Origin of the sequence: Bacillus taeanensis (assembly GCF_003318295.1) — a bacterium.
GTDB lineage: Bacteria > Bacillota > Bacilli > Bacillales > UBA6769 > Maribacillus > Maribacillus taeanensis.
Window position 1 is genome coordinate 19,303 of sequence record NZ_QOCW01000017.1, and the last position, 21,774, is coordinate 41,076.

Here is a 21,774-nt window from a genome sequence, read left to right on the forward strand (position 1 = left end):
TCAAATAACCTTACGCTGTAAAGGTAAAAAGCACCTTTTCATCGTCAGAACATTTGCTTGTCGGGGGTAAGCAAGGCGCTTCCGCATTTCTATAATAATTTGGACATGAGGAGAGCGACTTGTTCTTTGCTGCGGTGCAGAAGCGGCCGGTTTTCATAGGCATCCAATGTAAGCTTTTCAGAGCGATAAATATCCCATTCAACTGCTTTTGAGACGGTGTTAATGACGCGTTTATCACGAATGATGCAGTTTACTTCAAAATTGATATGAAAACTACGCTGATCAAAATTGGCGGTTCCGATATCACAGATTTCGTTATCAATCATACATACTTTTGAATGATAAAAGCCTTGATAAAAGCGGTAAATTTCAACGCCGGCATAAAGAAGCGGCTGAAAATATGGAAACGCTGCTTCTTGAACGAGGATATGATCAGATTTCATCGGAAGTAAAAGTTTTACCGCTACCCCGCTTTTTACTTTCTCAATTAATGCTTCTTGAATGGCTTTTCCCGGAATAAAATAAGGTGAACCGATTAAAATTGATTGTTTCGCCTGCTGTATTAATTTTAAAAAAACATGATCCCCGTTCATGCCGTTTGTTGGAATAATTTGCAGTGAGGTACTTCCTTTAGAAAGTGTCGGATAAAAGGAGGGATGAGTCAATTTTTGATGTGTCGCTCGCTCCCAATCTTCAGCAAACTGCACTTGTAAGTCCTTTACACCTTCTTCGGTGAGACGAAGATGATAATCACGCCAATCACCAAGAGCGGCATCTTTGCCTAAATATTCATCACCAACATTAAAGCCGCCCATATAGCCGATTTTGCCGTCAATAACGGTGATTTTCCGGTGGTTGCACTGATTTAATGTATAGAATAAAAATGGAAGCTTCGGTTTATTAGAATAGGAAAACTCAATTCCAAGCTTTTTAATATGTTGAATCGTCTTTTTTGATAAGCCGTGACTGCCGATATAATCAACGAGCAGGCGAACGGAGACACCTTGTTTTACTTTTTTTGCAAGATGCTCAATAACACGATGCCCGAGGGTATCTTCTCTAAAAATATAAAAAAGAACGTGAATATGATGCTCAGCATCTGTAATATCTCGAAGAAAGGCTTTAAAAAAATCATCTCCATCTGCAAAAAAGTGTACTGTACTATGACGCTCAGGAAAAACTGTTTGTTTTGTCGTTCTTTGGTGCTGTTTTTTACCAAAATAAAAGTCAGCTGTAATCCAAGCTGTAAGGAAAATAATGGCGATGATGCTCCATGTCAGCATATCGATGCTCCTTTTTATGAAATTATTTAAAAATGATAAAGGTTGGATCGAGCTTCATATAAGTTTGTTCTGTGCTTGTCGCCGATAAGCAAGGCGCTTCCGCTTTTCTATTTGTCCAGCTTCGGGCGCCATCGGCTCGAGGTCATAAGGTAATCTGTCCAGAAGACAAAACCCGGCCTTCCAGCCAGCTTTCCTTATGCTTGTCGCCGATAAGCAGGCGCCCTCCGCTTTTCTTAGTATGCCCGAAACGATAAAAATTAGGAAAATGAAGGTGAGTGAGTGTTCATTCAGCGTTTCTTTTGTGATATAATAAATTCAGAAAATTAATTCAATTTAATCATCTTTCCTCTTTTACATGGCTTGAAACTATAAAAGAGAGGGGTTTTACAGTGAATGTTCTCCTGCTTATGAATTGGATTGCTTTTCTTCTCGTACTTGGTTATGCGCTTTATTTGTTTAGTTATGTGGTAAAGTCGCGTTATGAATTTATTAAGCTTGGCAAAAAAGCCAATTTTTATTCAACGCTGAAAGAGCGAATTTCTGCTGTTTTAGTGAATGTCTTTGGTCAAAAAAAGCTTTTAAAAGATAAAAAAAGCGGCATCATTCATGTGCTCTTTTTTTACGGATTTATCCTCGTTCAGTTTGGTGCAGTTGATATGATCGTAAAAGGTCTTGTTCCGAACACCCACCTTCCATTTGGTCCCTTCTACTCTGGTTTTACCTTTTTTCAAGAAATCGTAACCTTGTTTATTTTAGTTGCTGTTATATGGGCGTTTTACCGCCGCTACATTGAAAAGCTTGAACGTTTAAAGAGAACGGTTTTTGCCGGACTTGTTTATTATTTTATTGCCGTTCTTATGCTGTCTGTTTTATTCGGAAATGGGATGGAGATGCTTTGGCATAATCTTGAGCTGCACTGGACAGCACCGGTCGCCTCAAGCATTGCTTGGTTGTTTAGCTTTCTTAGTCCAACCGCAGCAGGCGTTCTTTTTTACATCTCATGGTGGATTCACCTGATTGCTCTTCTTGCCTTTCTCGTTTATGTTCCTCAAGGAAAACATGCCCATCTCATTGCCGCACCTGTTAACGTTTATCTTGGCCGCACAGAGCCTGTTGGCAAGCTTTCAACGATTGATTTTGAAGATGAAACAAAAGAAGTATTCGGTGTAAACAAAATTGAAGATTTTAATCAAAAACAGCTTCTTGATTTGTATGCGTGTGTGGAGTGCGGCCGCTGTACAAATGTCTGTCCGGCTTCTGGGACAGGAAAAATGCTTTCCCCAATGGATTTAATTGTAAAGCTTCGCGACCATTTAACAGATAAGGGAGCCGCGATTACGTCGAGGACACCGTGGGTTCCTGCCGCCGCTTTTAGCAGAACAACAGGAAATCAGCTTGCCTTTCAATCAAAACAAAATAAAGGTGAAACCGCTGCTGCACTAAGCGGTCTTGTCGCGGATGAAATTATCGGCAATGTGATTACAGAAGAAGAAATTTGGGCGTGTACAACGTGCCGCAACTGTGAAGATCAATGTCCGGTAATGAATGAACATGTTGATAAAATTATTGATTTAAGGCGCTATCTTGTTTTAACAGAAGGAAAGCTCGATGCTGACGTGCAGCGGGCAATAACTAATATTGAGCGCCAAGGAAATCCGTGGGGACTTAGTAAAAAAGAGCGTGAAAACTGGCGAGAAGCGAGTGCCGAACTTGTCATTCCAACCGTAAAAGAAATGGAGAAAGAAGAAAAAACGTTCGAGTATTTGTTTTGGGTTGGTTCAATGGGTTCTTATGATAACCGCAGTCAAAAAATCGCGCTGTCGCTTGCAAAAATTATGAATGAAGCCGGCCTTTCATTTGCGATTTTTGGAAACAAAGAAAAAAATTCCGGCGATACCGCAAGACGTGTAGGCAATGAATTTTTATTTCAAGACTTAGCGTCTAAAAATGTGGAACTTTTTAAAAAGCATAACATCAAAAAAATGATTACGATTGATCCTCATGCTTATAACACCTTTAAAAATGAATACAAAGAATTTGGCCTTGATATTGAGGTGTATCATCATACAGAGCTTCTCGCGCAGTGGCTTGATGAAGGAAAGATAAAGCCGAAATATGAAGTGAATGAAACGATTACGTATCATGATTCTTGTTATCTCGGGCGCTACAACGAAGTATATGAACCGCCAAGAGCCATTTTAAAAGCGGTTCCAGGTGTAACGCTTATTGAAATGAAGCGAAATCGTCAAAACGGAATGTGCTGTGGAGCTGGCGGCGGCTTAATGTGGACTGAAGAAAAAACAGGAACACGAGTCAATGTGGCCCGAACGGAACAGGCGCTTGCCGTTAATCCAACTGTTATTTCAAGCGGCTGTCCGTATTGTTTAACGATGATGAGCGATGGAACAAAAGCGAAAGAAGTAGAAGATCGTGTAAAAACATTTGATGTTGTGGAAATCTTAGAGCGGTCCCTTTTTCAATAAATTAAGAAAGTTTTGATGTCCAGCTGCAGGCGTTATCGGCTCGAGGTCATAAGTTAATCTGTCCAGAAGGCAAAAACCGGCCTTCCAGTCAGCTTACCTTATGCTTGTCGCCGATACCCAAGCGCCTTTCACATTTCTGGTTGTCCAGCTTCAGCGCCTACCCCCTCGAGTCAAATAACCTTGCGCCGTAAAGGAAAAAAGCACCTTTTCATCGCAAGAACATTTGCTTGTCGGGGGTGAGCAAGGCGCTTCCGTTTTTCTAAATGAGCAATGGCTCAACTTGAATAAAAAGGAGAATGAAAATGACAAAAGCAGTGATCGTAAGTGGGGTGCGGACCCCATTTGGGAAGTTTGGCGGAAGTTTAAGCGGCTTTAGTGCAGCAGAGCTTGGCGGAATTGCTTTAAAAGAAGCACTAAACCGCGCGGGAGTGTCTCCAGATGAAGTAGATGAAGTGATTCTTGGCTCGGTGCTTCAAGGTGGACAGGGACAAATTCCATCGCGGCAGGCGGCAAGGTTTGCGGGAATTCCATGGGAAGTGCCAACCGAAACGATTAATAAAGTATGTGCTTCAGGAATGAGGAGCATTACGCTTGCTGAACAAATTATTCGCGCAGGAGATGCTGACATTACTGCTGTAGGTGGGATGGAATCGATGAGCAGTGCCCCATATCTTCTGAAAAACGCGCGCTTTGGTCTTAGAATGGGTGATAGTAAAGTGGAAGATTTAATGATTCATGACGGTTTAACATGTGCGTTTCAAAACGTACATATGGGGACGTATGGAAATGAAACGGCAAGAGAATATCGAATCAGCCGCAAAGTTCAGGATGAATGGGCGCTTAGAAGTCATGAGCGTGCAGCGGCTGCAAAAGAAAAGCTTCGCGAGGAAATTGTACCAATTGAAGTGAAAGGCAGAAAAGGAGAAATCATACTCATTCAAGATGATGAATCACCAAGAGCAGACACGTCTTATGAAAAACTGGCAAGCTTAAAATCAGTGTTCTCGGAAAACGGTACGATTACTGCAGGAAATGCACCAGGCATAAATGACGGCGCGGCGGCACTCGTGGTTATGAGTGAGGAGAGGGCACGGCAGGAAGGAAAAGAAATTCTTGCGACGATTGCTGCACATACCGCACTTGCGGTAGAAGCAGCGCGTTTTCCAGAAACACCTGGTCTTGTTATTAATAAACTTCTCCAAAAAACAGGAAAGCGAAAAGAAGACATCACATTGTTTGAAATAAACGAAGCTTTTGCAGCCGTTAGTTTAGTAAGCGGCAGTATTGCTGATCTTGATCCTGAAAAAGTAAATGTAAACGGCGGTGCAGTAGCGCTTGGTCATCCGATTGGCGCAAGCGGGGCGCGAATTGTGTTAACACTTGCTCATGAACTAAAGCGCCGCGGCGGAGGAGTTGGCATTGCGGCGATTTGCTCAGGCGGCGGCCAGGGGGATGCAGTCATGATTGAAGTGAATTAAAGGGGTGGAACGATGAAAATAGAGAAGGTAATGGTTGTTGGGGCAGGTCAAATGGGTTCAGGCATTGCAGAGGTGTTTGCTGTGTCTGGTTATCAAGTCATTCTTCATGATTTGCAGGGGGAGGTTGTAAAGAATAGCTTAACGAAAATTAAACAAAATCTTGACCGTCAAGCAGCGAAAGGAAGGCTCACAGAAACAGAAAAAAGAGCGGTTTTAAAGCGGCTTTCATTATCAACCCGTTTAGCAAGTGCTGCTGATGTTGATCTTGTTGTCGAAGCGGTTGTTGAAAATATGGATATTAAATGCAAACTGTTTTATCATCTCGATAAAATCGCTCCTGAGAATGTTATTTTAGCAACAAACACATCTTCCTTACCGATTACAGAAATTGCTGCTGCCACAAAACGTCCCGAAAAAGTCATCGGCATGCATTTTATGAACCCGGTTCCGGTCATGAAGCTTGTTGAAATTATTCGCGGCCTTGCGACAGAGGACGAGGTGTATCAAGCGATTGAAGATGTCACGAAAACATTACACAAAGTGCCTGTTGAAGTAAAAGATTTCCCCGGCTTTGTGTCAAACCGTATTTTAATGCCGATGATTAATGAAGCGATTTATGCTGTTTATGAAGGGGTCGCCTCTCCTGAAGCGATTGATGATGTGATGAAGCTTGGCATGAATCATCCGATGGGACCGATTACGCTTGCAGATTTTATCGGTCTTGATACGTGCTTATCGATTATGGAAACACTTCATGCAGGCTTTGGTGATGATAAATACAGACCGTGTCCGCTTCTTCGTAAATATGTAAAAGCAGGCTGGCTTGGCAAAAAGACTGGGAAAGGCTTTTACGAATATAACATCATGACTTAACAGGGGGAGAGCAGTATGAAACTCTCGTTTACGAAAGAACAGGAAATGCTACGAAAAATGGTGCGTGATTTTGCGGAGGCTGAAATTGCTCCTGCTGTCGCCAGCATGGAAGAAACCGATGAATTTCCGTTTGCGCTTGTAAAAAAAATGGCTGCACTCGGGTTTTTAGGCATTCCAATCCCTGAAAAATACGGCGGGGCGGGGATGGATTTTGTGTCCTATATTTTAGCGGTTCATGAAATTTCAAAAGTAAGCGCCGCAGTTGGGGTCATTTTAAGTGTCCACACATCAGTCGGCACAAATCCGATTCTTTATTTTGGATCAGAGAAGCAGAAAAATCACTATATTCCAAAGCTTGCTTCTGGTGAGTTTCTCAGTGCCTTTGCTTTAACAGAACCTGAAGCGGGCTCTGACGCGGCGAGTCTTAAGATGCGGGCTGAGAAAAAAGGCAGTTTCTATTTTTTAAACGGCACAAAAGTTTTTATTACAAACGGACTCGCTGCCGATACGTATATTGTGTTTGCTCGTACAAGTGCTGAAAGCGGTAAAAATGGCATTTCCGCCTTTATCGTTGAAAAAGGCACAGCAGGCTTTACATTCGGTAAAAAAGAGAAAAAGATGGGGTTAAACGGCTCCAATACCCTTGCATGTATTTTTGAAAATGCGAAAGTACCCGATGAAAACTTACTTGGAAAAGAAGGGGAAGGCTTTAAAATTGCGCTCAGCAACTTAGATAAAGGACGTGTTGGCATTGCGGCACAGTCACTTGGCATTGCAGAAGGCGCTTATCTTCATGCCCTAAATTATGCGAAAAGCCGCAAGCAGTTCGGTAAAGCGATTGCGTATCAGCAGGGAATTGCCTTTAAGCTTGCCGATATGGCGGCATCTATTGAAGCAGCAAAACTATTAGTCTATCAAGCGGCTTCCCTTATTGCAGAAGGAAAGCCGTGTAAAAAGAAAGCCTCTATGGCAAAGCTTTATGCGTCAAAAACAGCGATGAAAGCGGCGATTGAAGCGGTACAAATTTTTGGTGGTTACGGCTATACGAAAGACTATCCGGTTGAACGTTATTTTCGCGATGCAAAAGTGTGCGAAATTTATGAAGGAACGAGTGAAATTCAGCATATGGTAATCAGCAATATGCTGCTGAGATCCTAGAAAGGGGCCGTTTTATGAACTTTCAGCTTTCAGAAGAGAATAAGATGCTTCGGAAAATGATTCGTGATTTTGCCAAAAATGAAGTGGAACCAACCGCGGCAGAGCGCGATGAAGAAGAACGTTTTGATCGCACAATTTTTGAGGAAATGGCGTCGCTTGGTTTAACGGGTATTCCGTGGCCTGAAAAGTACGGCGGTTCGGGGATGGATTTTTTAAGCTATGTGATTGCTGTCGAGGAACTATCGCGGGTTTGTGCGTCAACAGGAGTCACGCTTTCTGCTCATACGTCGCTTGTGGGCTGGCCGCTTTATAAGTTTGGAACAGAGAAGCAAAAAGAAACGTTTTTAAAACCGCTCGCACTCGGTACAAAAATTGGTGCCTATGCTTTAACAGAGTCAGGATCGGGCAGTGATGCGGGGGCAATGCGGACAACGGCAGTAAAAAAAGGTGATTTCTATCTTTTAAACGGCTCAAAAATTTTTATTACAAACGGCGGTGAAGCAGACATTTATATTGTGTTTGCGAAAATGGGTGAAGCAAGCACTGCCTTTATTGTGGAAGAAGGAACAGAAGGGTTTTCAATCGGCAAAAAAGAAAAAAAGCTCGGAATTCGCTCCTCGCCAACTGTTGAAATTATGTTTGAAGACTGTAAAATTCCAGCGGAAAATCGCCTTGGTGAAGAAGGAGAAGGCTTTAAAATCGCGATGATGACGTTAGACGGGGGCCGAAACGGTATTGCCGCACAGGCTGTCGGGATTGCTCAAGGGGCTCTTGATGCCGCAGTCGCTTATGCAAAGGAACGCAAGCAGTTCGGTCGTCCAATCGCCCATCAGCAGGGAATTGCCTTTAAGCTTGCGGATATGGCAACGAAAATTGAAGCAGCCCGACTGTTAACGTATCAAGCGGCATGGCGTGAAGATAACGGCCTTTCCTATGGAAAAGAGTCAGCGATGGCGAAGCTTTTTGCAGGGGATACGGCAATGGAAGTGACAACAGAGGCGGTGCAGGTGTTTGGAGGCTACGGTTATACGAAGGAATATCCAGTTGAGCGTTATATGCGTGATGCGAAAATTACACAAATTTATGAAGGCACAAATGAAATTCAGCGTCTCGTTATTTCGAGAATGCTTTTGAAAGAGTAGAGAGGTATGGCGTTAATGAAGCGTAAAAAAATTCCTTCACTCGTTAAAGACCAAAAACTTGTTGAAAGGCGCCGCAAACAAATTATTGAAGCTGCTGTCGAGTGTTATAAAGAAAAGGGCTTTCATAAAACAACCACACGAGAAATAGCTGAAAAAGCAGGCTTTAGTATCGGTACATTGTATGAATATATCCGCAAAAAAGAAGATGTATTGTATCTTGTTTGTGATGCGATTTATGAGGAAGTTCAAAGAAAAGCAGCTGAAGCAATTGGTTTTCATACAGATGCTGTTGTTCAGTTGAAAAGAGCACTGTTTGGTTATTTTTCAGTGATGGACAGTATGCAGGATGAAGTTGTTGTCATGTATCAAGAAGTGAAATCGCTCTCAAAAGAATCACTGCCATATGTATTAAAAAAGGAGCGTGATATGGAAGAGGTGTTTGAAGAGCTTTTAACGCGCTGTGTTGCTGAAAAACGGCTGTCGCTTTTACAGAAGGAAATTCGCTGTGCCGCTAATAATCTTGTGATTGCTGGCCAAATGTGGGCGTTTCGGAGATGGACGCTGCAGGAAGCATATGATATTAACACATATACCGAGCTGCAGTGGCGTCTTTTGTATTTTGGAATGAAACATGTAAGCGAGGTGACGGAATGATGGAAACAGAAGGATATCGTCCGAAATATCCGATTCGGTTTGTGACGGCATCAAGCTTGTTTGACGGTCATGATGCCTCCATTAATATTATGCGCCGTATTTTTCAGGGAAGCGGGGCTGAAGTCATTCATCTTGGCCATAACCGCTCTGTTGAAGAAGTCGCGAATGCCGCGATTCAAGAAGATGTGCAGGGCATTGCTGTTTCTTCTTATCAAGGCGGACATGTCGAATATTTTAAATATATGTATGATTGCCTTAAGGAAAAAGGTGCTTCACATATTCGTATTTACGGCGGCGGTGGCGGTGTCATCATTCCGAGGGAAATAAAAGAGCTCCATGAATACGGCATTGCGAAAATTTTCTCTCCAGAAGACGGGCGCACCCTGGGGCTGCAGGGAATGATTAATACGATGCTTAAACAGTGTGATTTTCCGATTGTAAAAGATCTACCACAAAATATCTTTAGTCGACTAAAAAAGCAGGAGCCTCTCGCCATTGCAAGGCTTATTTCCCTTGTTGAGCATCAAGTCGAAGCAGCAAATGAAACGGCGGCAGCGCTTGATGGCATTCTCGAAAAAGTAAAAAAGGAAAGCAGCAAAGCACCGGTGCTCGGCATTACCGGAACAGGCGGAGCTGGAAAAAGCTCGCTAACCGATGAAATTGTAAGACGGTTTTTAAATCGATTTCCTGATAAAACGATTGCGATTCTTTCAGTGGACCCAACCAAGCAAAAAACAGGTGGGGCGCTGCTCGGAGACCGAATTCGGATGAACGCAATTCATTCACCGAACGTGTATATGCGAAGCTTAGCAACACGAAACTCAAAAACAGAGCTTTCGCTTGCGATTCGCGATGCGCTGTCTGTTGTAAAAGCAGCAGGATTTGATTTTACGATTGTGGAAACGAGCGGGATTGGCCAGGGAAATGCGGAAATTGCAGCGATTTCTGATGTATCCATGTATGTGATGACAAGTGAATACGGAGCACCCTCACAGCTTGAAAAAATTGATATGATTGATTTTGCTGATTTGATCGCGATTAATAAATTTGAGCGCAAAGGTTCAGAAGATGCCCTAAGAGATGTGAAAAAACAATTTCAACGAAGCCGGATGCTTTTTGAAGCACCGCTTGATGAGATGCCTGTATACGGAACAATTGCAAGTCAGTTTAATGATCCGGGTGTCAATATTCTTTTTAACGTTTTAATTGAAAGAATGAATCAAAAGTGTGCTGTAAATTGGAAAACCGAGCTTTCAACGAATGGAAAAGTAAAAAAACAAAACATCATTATACCAAGCAATCGCGAGCAGTATTTACAAGAAATTGCCGACACTGTCCGCAAGTATCATACACATGTCGATGAGCAGGTAAAGCTTTCACGCGAATGCTTTCAACTGCACGGCGCAGTTGAAGCGCTAGAAAAAGAAGGACGGGATGCCTATTTAGTTAGAGAACTTGAAGCGTTAAAAACGAAAAAAGTAAAAAAGCTTCATCCATCTGTAAAAGAAATGTTAGACGGATGGGAAAGGGTAAAAGAGAAGTACAGCGGCGATGAGTTTGTTATAAAAATTCGTGATAAAGAAATGAAGGTTGAACTGACAACAAAGAGCTTATCAGGACTTAAGGTTCCCAAAGTGATTTTACCAAAGTTTGAAGATTGGGGTGAAATTATCCGCTGGTTAATGAAGGAAAATGTGCCCGGAAGTTTTCCGTTTACAGCAGGCGTGTTTTCGTTTAAACGAAAAGGAGAAGACCCAAAGCGCCAGTTTGCCGGAGAAGGACCGCCGGAGCGGACGAATCGCCGCTTTCATTATTTATCAAAAGATGATGAAGCGAAGCGGCTCAGCACTGCCTTTGATTCCGTGACATTATATGGGGAAGATCCGGCAGTAAGACCTGATATTTTTGGGAAAATTGGTGAAAGCGGTGTGAGTGTCTGCACACTTGATGATATGAAAAAGCTTTATAAAGGTTTTCGTTTATGTGATCCGAAAACATCTGTTTCGATGACGATTAACGGTCCGGCACCGATACTTTTAGCGATGTTTATGAATACAGCGATTGAGCAGGAGCGTGAAAAATTCAGAGAAGAAAACGAGCGCCTCCCGACAAAAGAAGAAGCGAAAAACATCAAGGCCGCGGCATTACAGGCAGTAAGAGGGACGGTGCAGGCCGATATTTTAAAAGAAGATCAAGGTCAAAACACATGTATTTTTTCAACAGAGTTTGCGCTAAGAATGATGGGTGATATTCAGAAATACTTTATTGATCATAAGGTACGCAATTATTATTCGGTTTCGATTTCTGGCTATCATATTGCGGAAGCGGGGGCAAATCCGATTTCACAGCTTGCGTTTACACTTGCCAATGGCTTTACGTATGTGGAGTATTATTTAAGCCGCGGCATGGATATTAACGATTTTGCCCCGAATTTATCATTTTTTTTCAGCAATGGACTTGATCCGGAATATACGGTCATTGGGCGTGTTGCAAGAAGAATTTGGGCGGTCGTGATGCGCGATAAGTATGGTGGAAATGAGCGCAGCCAAAAGCTCAAATATCATATTCAAACATCAGGGCGTTCTCTTCATGCACAGGAAATGGCTTTTAACGATATCCGCACCACACTGCAGGCGTTAATCGCCATTTATGATCACTGCAACTCGCTTCATACGAATGCATACGACGAGGCGGTCACAACGCCGACAGAAGAATCGGTAAGACGGGCGATGGCGATTCAGCTTATTATTACGAAAGAACTCGGCCTTGCCAAAAATGAAAACGCACTGCAGGGCTCCTTTATTATTGAAGAGCTCACTGACTTAGTCGAAGAAGCCGTTCTAAAGGAATTCGAGCGAATCAGCGCAAGAGGCGGCGTGCTTGGCGCGATGGAAAGGCAGTATCAGCGCAGTAAAATTCAAGAGGAATCCATGCTCTATGAAATGCAAAAACATAGCGGAAAGCTGCCGATTATCGGTGTCAATACGTATCAAAATCCAAATCCGCCAAAAGACGATGACTTTAATATTCCGCTTGCCCGCGCCTCACAAGAAGAAAAAAACAGTCAAATTACGAACCTTCACGCTTTTCAACATAAGCATCAGGAAAGCGCAGCTAAAGCGCTCACTCGTCTAAAACAAACCGCCCTTCAAAACGGCAGCATTTTTGCGGAATTAATGGAAACCGTTAAAGTGGCAAGTCTCGGTCAAATTACAAACGCTCTCTACGAAGTCGGCGGCAAATACCGCCGCAATTTATAGCACTTCCACTTGTAAAATAAAAAATTTCGTTTTATTGTTAGGAGAGGAGCAATTTTCCTCTCTTTTTTAATTAATTTATAATTTTTAAAAGAGGCTTCTCTGAATAATCCTCGTGGTCCTAACCATGCTTCAGTGAGTTATTTAATAATATGAATAATTTGCTCCTTACTAGCATATATCTAGTGCTTTTGTTTATAATGAATGGTATGATTTCTAACAGCGTAATTTATGAAAGGGAGTGCCGATATGAGTAAGTTGGACAATATGCCAAAAGAAGATCTTCACGAAATCGCATCAATTGATATCATCAATATCCTTCTTCAAGAAGCAAAACAACCAGTATCTTTCTATACATTAATGGATCAAGTACAGCAGTACAAAAAGCTATCTGAAGAAGAAAAGAAAGTGCGCGCACTTCAAGCGTACACGGATTTAAACGTTGATGGTCGTTTTGTATCCCTTGGCGATAATCAATGGGGATTAAAAGCTTGGTACCCAGTTGAGCAAACAGAAGAAGAACTGGCGACAACAATTAAGTCAAAAAAACGCCGCAAAAAAGATGACGATGACGAGAATGATTTTGATCTTGTCGACGAATATGATGAATTGGATGATTTAGATGATGAAGATCTTGATACAGATGATCTTGATGATCTTGATGAGGAAGATTTAGACGATTTTGATGACGAGGATGAGGAAGATTTTGATGAAGACGACGAAGAGGAAGACTTTGACGACGAAGAGGAAGAGCTTTAATTCTTTTTTTCTAAAAAAACTTCTCTTTAAAACAGCTTGACTTTTTACGATAGAGTAGGTAGAATCATTTTTGGGCTTTACCGATAGCAATTAAAAAATGCAACAATTCACATAATTTATTTCTACTCAACAAAAGTGCCCCCGTCCCTAGGCGTGGTGTCACTTTTGTTTTTTTATTTTCAGGAATGGTGGATTTGAGGCGTCCGGCACCAATTGAAATTGGGCTAAGCGGGGCGCTTTCGTTTTTCATACATGAAGCAAACAGCAATTTTCTCTATTCCTATTTTGTATAGATTCTTTTTAAATTTGAAAAAATAACTTTGTATTGAGGGGGCAATCTAATGAACACAAAATATATTTTTGTTACCGGCGGTGTTGTATCTTCACTTGGAAAAGGGATTACAGCTGCATCACTTGGCCGTTTATTGAAAAACCGTGGAATGAAAGTCACAATCCAGAAATTTGATCCGTATATTAATGTCGATCCCGGTACGATGAGTCCATATCAGCATGGTGAAGTATTCGTAACAGATGACGGTGCTGAAACAGATTTAGATCTTGGTCACTATGAGCGTTTTATTGATATTAATCTAAGCAAAAACAGCAATGTTACAACAGGTAAAATTTATTCAACCGTACTTCGCAAAGAGCGCCGCGGCGATTATTTAGGCGGAACAGTACAGGTTATTCCTCACATTACAAATGAAATTAAAGAGCGCGTTTTCCGTGCTGGTCGTGAAACAAGTGCTGATGTTGTAATTACTGAAATCGGTGGAACAGTAGGAGATATTGAAAGCTTACCGTTCCTTGAAGCGATTCGCCAAATTAAAAGCGATATCGGCAAAGAAAATGTCATGTACATTCACTGTACGCTTGTTCCTTACTTAAAAGCTGCAGGTGAAATGAAAACAAAACCAACACAACACAGCGTAAAAGAGCTGCGCAGTTTAGGTATTCAACCAAACGTAATCGTCGTAAGAACAGAGCAGCCTGTTCCGCAGGATATGAAAGATAAAATTGCGCTTTTCTGTGATATTGATCCAAATGCGGTCATTGAAGCAGAAGATGCGGAAACATTATACCAAGTGCCGCTTTCACTTCAAGAGCAAAAACTTGATCAAATCGTATGCAAGCATTTAAAACTAAAATGCAATGAAGCTGATATGACAGAGTGGAAAGCACTTGTTGATAAAGTATTAAATCTATCAAAGAAAACGAAAATTGCACTGGTTGGAAAATATGTGGCCCTTCAAGATGCGTATATTTCTGTTGTTGAATCACTCCGCCATGCGGGCTATGCGTTTGATGCAGATGTTGAAATTGCCTGGGTAAACTCTGAAGATGTTACAGCTGACAATGTCAAAGAGCTTCTTGGCGACGCAGATGGTATTTTAGTACCAGGCGGCTTTGGTGATCGCGGTATTGAAGGGAAAATTGAAGCGATTCGTTACGCGCGTGAAAATAAAGTACCTTTCTTTGGGATTTGCTTAGGCATGCAGCTTGCATCGATTGAATATGCGCGCAATGTTCTTGGTTTAACGGGTGCACATTCTGCTGAAATTCAAGCAGACACACCATACCCAATTATCGACTTACTGCCTGAACAAAAGGATGTAGAAGACTTAGGCGGTACGCTTCGTTTAGGATTATATCCATGTAAGCTAAATGAAGATACAAAAGCATATGCGGCATACGCGGATGAAGTTGTGTATGAGCGTCACCGTCACCGCTATGAGTTTAACAACGAATACCGCGATCAAATGGAAAAAGCAGGCTTTGTTTTCTCTGGGACAAGCCCAGATGGACGTCTTGTTGAAATCGTTGAAGTAAAAGACCACCCATGGTTTGTGGCGTCACAGTTCCACCCGGAATTTACATCACGTCCAACAAGACCGCAAGCATTATTTAGAGACTTTATTGAAGCATCAATGAATAAACAGTAAATAAAACGAGGATGACCCTAAGCTTTTGGATCATCCTCATTTTTTATGATAACTTTTTAAAATATGGACATCTTAAAAAGTAATCAGCTTATAATTCATGTTCAATCACTATTTCTTTTGTTGTTAAATAAAGGGCATAATATCCGTAAAGCCCTGTAATCGCCGAGGGAAAACCGATTTTTGAACCATCTTCAGCCGGAACAAGAGGACTCATAAGTTTTGTATCAATAGAAAAATCGGCAATGTTTATAAGGGAAGCCTCTCCTTCTTTATGAGCAGACAGTGTAATCAACTTTGCGCCCTGGGCTTTTATCTTTTTGGCAAGCTCAACCGCTTCTTTATCTGTGGAAAAGCGAGAAGCGAGCACAACAAGATCAAGTGATGTGAGCTGTTCAACTGTCTCAAGGTTTAGCTGTTGCGGGTTTGGCAGTGTGTCCGGTCCAAAGACTGCAGCGCTTTCGACCGCTTTCATTTCTTTTGTTCCGTAAAAATAAATTGTGCCATCACTTACAATCGTTTGGGCAAGCAATCGTGCGCTGTCTTCAATTTCAAATTCCTCTTTTTGAATGTTTTGAAAGGCGCCTAAAAGCTGTGTTGTAAAAATTTTCAACATCTATTTTTCACCATCTTTCATTTTTTCTAGTCAAATTCCGACAATCATTGTATATTAGATTTTAACGAAATGGAAGGAAATATACAATTAATAGAGAACTATACTATAATTAAGCAGAGAAAAATGGACCTAGGGAGAGACATAAAATGGATAAAAAAATTCTCATCGTTGATGACCAATATGGAATTCGTATTCTATTAAACGAAATTTTTCAAAAGGTAGGCTATAAAACCTATCAAGCTGCTAATGGGGTACAGGCATTAGCCATTGTGAAAGATGAAGATCCTGATTTAGTGGTTTTAGATATGAAAATTCCTGGGATGGACGGGTTAGAAATTTTAAAGCATGTGAAAGAAATGGATCCAGATATTAAAGTAATTATTATGACTGCTTACGGTGAACTGGATATGATTCATGAAGCAATGGATCTTGGCGCGATTACACACTTTGCGAAGCCGTTTGATATTGATGAAATTCGGGAAGCGGTAAAGAAAGAAGTACCGCTTGATTAATACTACAAACTTCGATCATTAGGCGAGGCTGCTTTTAACGTTGAGGTGCGAAATGTTCCTTTTCACGAGGACAGCATTAAAAGCAGGCTCGCCCTCTAAACACCTCAAAAAGGAAGCGTTTTCAATAAAAACATTGAAATATTCAGCTTTTTCCCCTCCTAATAACTGTGTGATATGCTATAATAAAAGCGACTTCTATTAAGCATAAAAGTTGTGATTTGCGCAAAAGTTAAGAAAGTGTACATAAAAACACGACGTTTGTACCATCTTGAAGATGAAACGTTTTTCTTGCTGCGCAAGGAATAGCAATTAGGAAAAGGGAGGATTTACATTATGCCTTTAGTTTCTATGAAGGAAATGCTTGAAAAAGCAAAAGCAGAAAGTTATGCCGTTGGACAATTTAACTTAAACAACCTTGAGTTCACACAAGCGATTCTACAAGCTGCTCAAGAAGAGAATTCACCAGTAATCTTAGGTGTTTCTGAAGGCGCTGGCCGCTACATGGGCGGTTTCAAAACAGTAGTAGCAATGGTAAAAGCGTTAATCGAAGAATATAACGTAACTGTACCAGTTGCAATTCACTTAGACCACGGTTCAAGCTTCGAATCATGTGCGAAAGCAATTCATGCAGGATTTACTTCTGTTATGATTGATGCTTCTCACCACCCATTTGAAGAGAACATTGCAACAACTGCTCAAGTAGTAGAATTAGCTCACATCCACGGAGTTTCTGTAGAAGCAGAACTTGGTGTTGTAGGTGGACAAGAAGACGACGTTGTAGCAGAAGGCGTTATTTACGCTGATCCTGAAGAGTGCCGCGAGCTTGTTAAGCGTACTGGTATTGACTGCTTAGCTCCAGCACTAGGATCTGTTCACGGTCCTTACAAAGGTGAACCAAACTTAGGTTTCACTGAAATGGAAGAAATCGGCGCAAGCACTGGTGTACCTCTAGTGTTACACGGTGGTACTGGTATCCCAACAAAAGATATCCAAAAAGCGATTTCTTACGGTACTGCGAAAATTAACGTAAACACTGAAAACCAAATTGCTTCTGCGAAAGTACTTCGTGAAGTAGTGGCTGAAAAGCCAAATGAATACGATCCTCGTAAATTCTTAGGTCCTGCTCGTGAAGCGATCAAAGAAACAGTTCAAGGTAAAATGCGCGAGTTCGGTTCTTCAAATAAAGCATAATTATCATTCGTTTTTATGATTGAAAACCGCCTGTAAAAAGGCGGTTTCCTCTTTACTAATTATAAAACGTTTACATTTTGTGATTTTGGTTTATCCTTGTTTTGAATGGGAATAAAAACAAACAGCTTTCTAATTAGAATTGTTTTTTTCTGTTAGAAAATCAAAAGGGGTGGCGAAACATGAAATTTTTTATTGATACTGCTAATTTAGAAGAAATTCGTGAGGCAAATGCACTAGGTATTCTTGCAGGGGTTACAACAAATCCTTCACTTGTTGCAAAAGAAGAAGGCGTAGATTTTCATGACCGTCTTCGTGAAATTTGTGAAGAAGTAAAAGGCTCTGTCAGTGGTGAAGTTATTGCGACAACTGCTGAGGAAATGATTGAAGAAGGAAAAGAATTAGCCGCTATTGCACCGAACATTACAGTGAAAATTCCAATGACAAAAGACGGCTTAAAAGCTGTAAAAGCATTAACAGACTTAAAAATTAAAACAAATGTTACATTAATTTTTAATGCTAATCAAGCACTGCTTGCAGCTCGTGCTGGTGCTACATATGTATCGCCATTTTTAGGCCGACTTGATGACATAGGGCAAGATGGGTTATTATTAATTTCACAAATAGCTGAAATTTTTGATCGTCATCAAATTAACACTGAAATTATCGCAGCATCGATTCGCCATGCCATTCATGTTACAGAAGCAGCCCGCCTTGGTGCACATATTGCAACCATTCCACCAAATGTCATCGGACAACTTATTCACCATCCATTAACAGATAAAGGACTTGAAAAGTTTTTAGAAGATTGGAAAAAAGTGCAGGTAAATAGCTAAACATCCTGAAAATAATAGAGAGAGGCTGACTTAAACGTGTAGGATCAGCCCCTCCTCATCTGAGGGGAATAGACCCTATTTAGTCATCCTCATTGCCCACTCACTGTACAATAAAACCCATTCTTTATCGAATAATCTTCATAGAACGATAAGTCCAAGCGAATGATCATGAACTTCCTTTTTTACAGACGATAAGGAAGTGTAAGCTTTTGTACGTCAGTGGTTGTCTAGTTCCAGACGCCGATAAACGGGCGCTTTGCACTTTTCTTATAACAACATTCACAACTTTTGATATTAAGCCTTTTATAGTTAAGGTTCCCTCTAAGACGGGTTTCTTAATTAAGGGCTGAAGAAGGGAGACTATTATGGAAAAGTTAATGATCGAGGGAGGTTATCCTCTCGAAGGAACAGTCCATATTAGCGGCGCTAAAAATAGTGCGGTTGCTTTAATTCCAGCAGCCATTTTAGCTGAATCAAAAGTAACCATTGATGGACTGCCAAACATTTCAGATGTTCATCTGCTTCGGGAGCTTCTTGAAGAGATTGGCGGCGCGGCCTCATTGGAAGAGAAAACGTTAACCGTCCATCCAGAGAAAATGATTCCTATGCCGCTGCCAAATGGAAAAGTAAAAAAGCTTAGAGCGTCTTATTATTTAATGGGCGCAATGCTTGGACGCTTTAAAAAAGCAGTGATCGGACTTCCTGGTGGATGTAACTTAGGCCCAAGACCAATTGATCAGCATATTAAAGGGTTTGAAGCGCTTGGTGCTAAAGTTACCAATGAACAAGGTGCGATTTACCTTCGTGCTGATGAGTTAAAAGGAGCGCGTATTTATTTAGATGTTGTCAGTGTTGGGGCAACGATTAATATTATGCTTGCTGCCGTACGTGCTAAAGGTCGCACGATTATCGAAAATGCGGCGAAAGAACCTGAAATTATTGATGTTGCCACCCTTTTAAGCAGCATGGGCGCAAAAATTAAAGGCGCTGGAACTGATGTGATTCGCATTGATGGTGTGGATACATTAAACGGCTGCAGCCACTCTATTATCCCAGATCGTATTGAAGCAGGTACGTATATGATTTTAGGTGCTGCGATGGGCAAAGAAGTCGTGGTGGATAATGTGATTCCACAGCATGTTGAGTCACTCATTGCAAAGCTTCGTGAAATGGGTATATCCATTGAAGCAAACGAAGACCAAGTCGTCATTCGCGGTAACGAAGAGCGAAAACTAAAAAGCGTTGATGTCAAAACACTCGTTTATCCTGGTTTTCCAACGGATTTACAGCAGCCATTTACATCATTGTTAACAAATGCAGAAGGAACAAGTATTGTAACAGATACGATTTACAGTGCGCGCTTTAAACATATTGATGAACTGCGCCGTATGGGAGCAAATGTGAAAGTTGAAGGTCGCTCAGCCATTATTAATGGACCAGCTCAATTAGAAGGGGCAAAGGTAAAAGCAAGTGATTTACGTGCAGGTGCTTCATTAGTTGTAGCAGGTTTAATGGCAAAAGGAGTGACTGAAATTTCAGGTCTTGAACACATTGACCGCGGTTATGAAGAATTAGTTGAAAAGCTGTCCACACTTGGTGCTAAAATTTGGCGAGAAGGTCTCGATCAAGAGGAAATAAAAGAGTTAAAAAGCTCCTAAGTCATGAACAGGTGATTGAGAGAGAACGCTCTTATAACAAATTGAAAATAAAAGCATGTTTTCGAAAACGAAAGGAAATAAAATGCTTTTTATATAAAGTGTGAATAGTTTTAGTTTTTACTAGAACAACCTGCAGTATTTGCATGGTGCGCGATCATTAAGAAATTTGAAGATTTCATCTGTACCGGGGATGATTAAATTGGTAATAACAAAGGCAGTACATGTACCTTTCCATATTATCCCCGTTATCTTCTGATTCCTGCTTTTCATACAGATAAGTTGTATGGTCAGTCAGAAAAATTCCTCCATTTATTATGCAATTTTTTTCAAAATAAACAAAGTAACCTTGTCAAAATGAAACAAAAATAATTTAAAGATTGAATAGTTATAGGAAATGTGGTTAAAATATGAATTATGGTTCTTGTTTGCCATCTTACGTATGTACTTCATTTTTGCTTCTCTATTCTTACTTCGCGATTTAAATGTCCTTCATCTTAAGACGTTTATCATGATCAATAAAAAATAAGATCTTATACAATTAAAGTGTGGTGTCATAATGGGAGTTAACCTATCAGAATTAGAAAATATGAAACTGAAGGAACTTTATGAGCAGGCGCGTAAATATAAAGTTTCTTACTACAGCAAACTGAATAAAAAAGAACTAATTTTTTCAATTTTAAAAGCGCAGGCCGAACAAGATGGTTTATTGTTTATGGAAGGAATTTTAGAAATTATTCCTTCAGAAGGATTTGGTTTTTTACGTCCAATTAATTATTCACCAAGTTCAGAGGATATTTACATTTCAGCGTCACAAATTCGCCGTTTTGATTTAAGAAATGGGGATCGTGTTTCTGGAAAAGTACGTCCTCCGAAAGAAAATGAGCGCTACTACGGTCTTCTTCATGTTGAAGCTGTTAATGGAGAAGATCCAGATTCAGCAAAAGAACGCGTTCATTTCCCGGCGCTTACACCGTTATATCCAGAAGTGAAAATGACGCTTGAAACAGAAGCAAAAAGCATTTCTTCACGAATTATCGATATGATTGCTCCAGTTGGATTTGGTCAGCGTGGTTTAATTGTTGCCCCTCCAAAAGCAGGTAAAACAATGCTTTTAAAACAAATTGCTAACAGCATTACGACAAATCATCCCGAAACAGAACTGATTGTGCTTTTAATTGACGAGCGTCCTGAGGAAGTAACAGACATTGAACGCTCTGTAAAAGGAGAAGTTGTTCATTCAACATTTGATGAAGTGCCGGAAAATCATATTAAAGTGGCTGAACTTGTATTAGAGCGTGCCATGCGTCTTGTCGAGCATAAAAAAGATGTAGTCATTCTATTAGATAGCATTACGCGCTTAGCACGTGCCTATAACTTAGTGATTCCGCCAAGCGGCCGTACGCTTTCAGGTGGTATTGATCCAGCAGCATTCCACCGTCCAAAGCGTTTCTTCGGGGCAGCGCGTAACATTGAAGAAGGCGGAAGCTTAACGATTCTAGCAACAGCGCTTGTTGAAACAGGTTCTCGTATGGATGATGTTATTTATGAGGAATTTAAAGGAACAGGTAATATGGAGCTTCACTTAGATCGCCGTCTCGCTGAACGCCGTATTTTCCCTGCGATTGATATTCGTCGTTCTGGTACGAGAAAAGAAGAGCTATTAATGCCAAAACCTGAGCTTGATACATTATGGGCGATTCGAAAAACAATGGATGATTCAGCGGAATTTGTGGAACATTTCTTAAAACGTTTAAAACAAACAGAATCCAATCAAGAGTTCTTTGAACGCTTTCAAAAAGATAAAGCAGGAGCAAAGCGCTAAGAAATCATTGAAAAGATGGATGGATTAAATTCTTATGTAGAACGTTGCAAATTTAAAATGACCCTGTTATAATACTTCTATGTGCTTAAGATAACTCTGTTTCCAAAGGATTCAG

At 40.9% G+C, this 21,774-nt stretch carries 17 protein-coding genes; 14 read left to right on the forward strand and 3 right to left on the reverse strand.

Annotated features, from left to right (window positions below; genetic code table 11):
* Window positions 1-89 precede the first annotated feature (89 nt).
* Window positions 90-1,283: a cardiolipin synthase gene (gene cls / locus DS031_RS15085; RefSeq protein WP_113806906.1), complete on the reverse strand. Its 1,194-nt coding sequence runs from the start codon at window positions 1,281-1,283 to the stop codon at window positions 90-92.
* Between the two features lie 389 nt (window positions 1,284-1,672).
* Here cls and DS031_RS15090 point away from each other — a divergent pair, with 389 nt between their 5' ends.
* From DS031_RS15090 to rpoE, 8 genes are all read left to right on the forward strand, one after another.
* Complete coding sequence (locus DS031_RS15090) at window positions 1,673-3,766, forward strand: (Fe-S)-binding protein (protein ID WP_113806907.1); 2,094 nt, start codon at window positions 1,673-1,675, stop codon at window positions 3,764-3,766.
* 302 nt (window positions 3,767-4,068) lie between these two features.
* A complete protein-coding gene (locus DS031_RS15095; RefSeq protein WP_113806908.1) occupies window positions 4,069-5,244 on the forward strand; it encodes an acetyl-CoA C-acetyltransferase in 1,176 nt (391 codons plus the stop codon).
* Between the two features lie 12 nt (window positions 5,245-5,256).
* Complete coding sequence (locus DS031_RS15100) at window positions 5,257-6,117, forward strand: 3-hydroxybutyryl-CoA dehydrogenase (protein WP_113806909.1); 861 nt, start codon at window positions 5,257-5,259, stop codon at window positions 6,115-6,117.
* Window positions 6,118-6,132: 15 nt separating this feature from the next.
* Window positions 6,133-7,275: an acyl-CoA dehydrogenase gene (locus DS031_RS15105; protein ID WP_113806910.1), complete on the forward strand. Its 1,143-nt coding sequence runs from the start codon at window positions 6,133-6,135 to the stop codon at window positions 7,273-7,275.
* 14 nt (window positions 7,276-7,289) lie between these two features.
* Entirely contained in the window at window positions 7,290-8,417 is a 1,128-nt protein-coding gene (locus DS031_RS15110; protein WP_113806911.1) for an acyl-CoA dehydrogenase, read from the forward strand.
* A 15-nt stretch (window positions 8,418-8,432) separates the two neighbouring features.
* Entirely contained in the window at window positions 8,433-9,071 is a 639-nt protein-coding gene (locus tag DS031_RS15115) for a TetR/AcrR family transcriptional regulator (protein WP_113806978.1), read from the forward strand.
* The gene (gene icmF / locus DS031_RS15120; protein ID WP_113806912.1) at window positions 9,068-12,331 is read left to right on the forward strand and encodes a fused isobutyryl-CoA mutase/GTPase IcmF; all 3,264 of its coding nucleotides are present in this window, start codon (window positions 9,068-9,070) and stop codon (window positions 12,329-12,331) included. The genes DS031_RS15115 and icmF overlap by 4 nt, the downstream gene beginning before the upstream one ends.
* A 246-nt stretch (window positions 12,332-12,577) precedes the next feature.
* On the forward strand, window positions 12,578-13,087 hold the full coding sequence (rpoE, locus tag DS031_RS15125; protein WP_113806913.1) for a DNA-directed RNA polymerase subunit delta: 510 nt from the start codon (window positions 12,578-12,580) through the stop codon (window positions 13,085-13,087).
* A gap of 64 nt (window positions 13,088-13,151) precedes the next feature.
* On the opposite strand, the gene DS031_RS15130 is transcribed toward rpoE, so the two are convergent.
* Window positions 13,152-13,355 carry a hypothetical protein gene (locus tag DS031_RS15130; protein WP_113806914.1) on the reverse strand — a complete coding sequence of 68 codons (204 nt, stop codon included), beginning with the start codon at window positions 13,353-13,355 and terminating at the stop codon, window positions 13,152-13,154.
* A 73-nt stretch (window positions 13,356-13,428) separates the two neighbouring features.
* Between DS031_RS15130 and DS031_RS15135 the strand changes: the two genes are divergently transcribed.
* Window positions 13,429-15,030 carry a CTP synthase gene (locus tag DS031_RS15135; protein WP_113806915.1) on the forward strand — a complete coding sequence of 534 codons (1,602 nt, stop codon included), beginning with the start codon at window positions 13,429-13,431 and terminating at the stop codon, window positions 15,028-15,030.
* Between the two features lie 88 nt (window positions 15,031-15,118).
* On the opposite strand, the gene DS031_RS15140 is transcribed toward DS031_RS15135, so the two are convergent.
* Window positions 15,119-15,643: a DUF2529 family protein gene (locus DS031_RS15140; RefSeq protein WP_113806916.1), complete on the reverse strand. Its 525-nt coding sequence runs from the start codon at window positions 15,641-15,643 to the stop codon at window positions 15,119-15,121.
* 146 nt (window positions 15,644-15,789) lie between these two features.
* On the opposite strand from DS031_RS15140, the gene DS031_RS15145 reads away from it, so the two are divergent.
* From DS031_RS15145 to rho, 5 genes are all read left to right on the forward strand, one after another.
* The gene (locus tag DS031_RS15145) at window positions 15,790-16,155 is read left to right on the forward strand and encodes a response regulator (RefSeq protein WP_113806917.1); all 366 of its coding nucleotides are present in this window, start codon (window positions 15,790-15,792) and stop codon (window positions 16,153-16,155) included.
* 333 nt (window positions 16,156-16,488) lie between these two features.
* A complete protein-coding gene (locus DS031_RS15150) occupies window positions 16,489-17,346 on the forward strand; it encodes a class II fructose-bisphosphate aldolase (RefSeq protein ID WP_113806918.1) in 858 nt (285 codons plus the stop codon).
* Window positions 17,347-17,525: 179 nt separating this feature from the next.
* Window positions 17,526-18,179 (forward strand): fructose-6-phosphate aldolase, encoded by a 654-nt coding sequence (fsa, locus tag DS031_RS15155; RefSeq protein ID WP_113806919.1) that lies wholly within the window; start codon window positions 17,526-17,528, stop codon window positions 18,177-18,179.
* A 365-nt stretch (window positions 18,180-18,544) separates the two neighbouring features.
* Window positions 18,545-19,837 carry a UDP-N-acetylglucosamine 1-carboxyvinyltransferase gene (locus DS031_RS15160; RefSeq protein WP_113806920.1) on the forward strand — a complete coding sequence of 431 codons (1,293 nt, stop codon included), beginning with the start codon at window positions 18,545-18,547 and terminating at the stop codon, window positions 19,835-19,837.
* A 556-nt stretch (window positions 19,838-20,393) separates the two neighbouring features.
* Window positions 20,394-21,659, forward strand: coding sequence for a transcription termination factor Rho (gene rho, locus DS031_RS15165; RefSeq protein WP_113806921.1), 1,266 nt, complete (start codon window positions 20,394-20,396; stop codon window positions 21,657-21,659).
* Window positions 21,660-21,774: the final 115 nt, after the last annotated feature.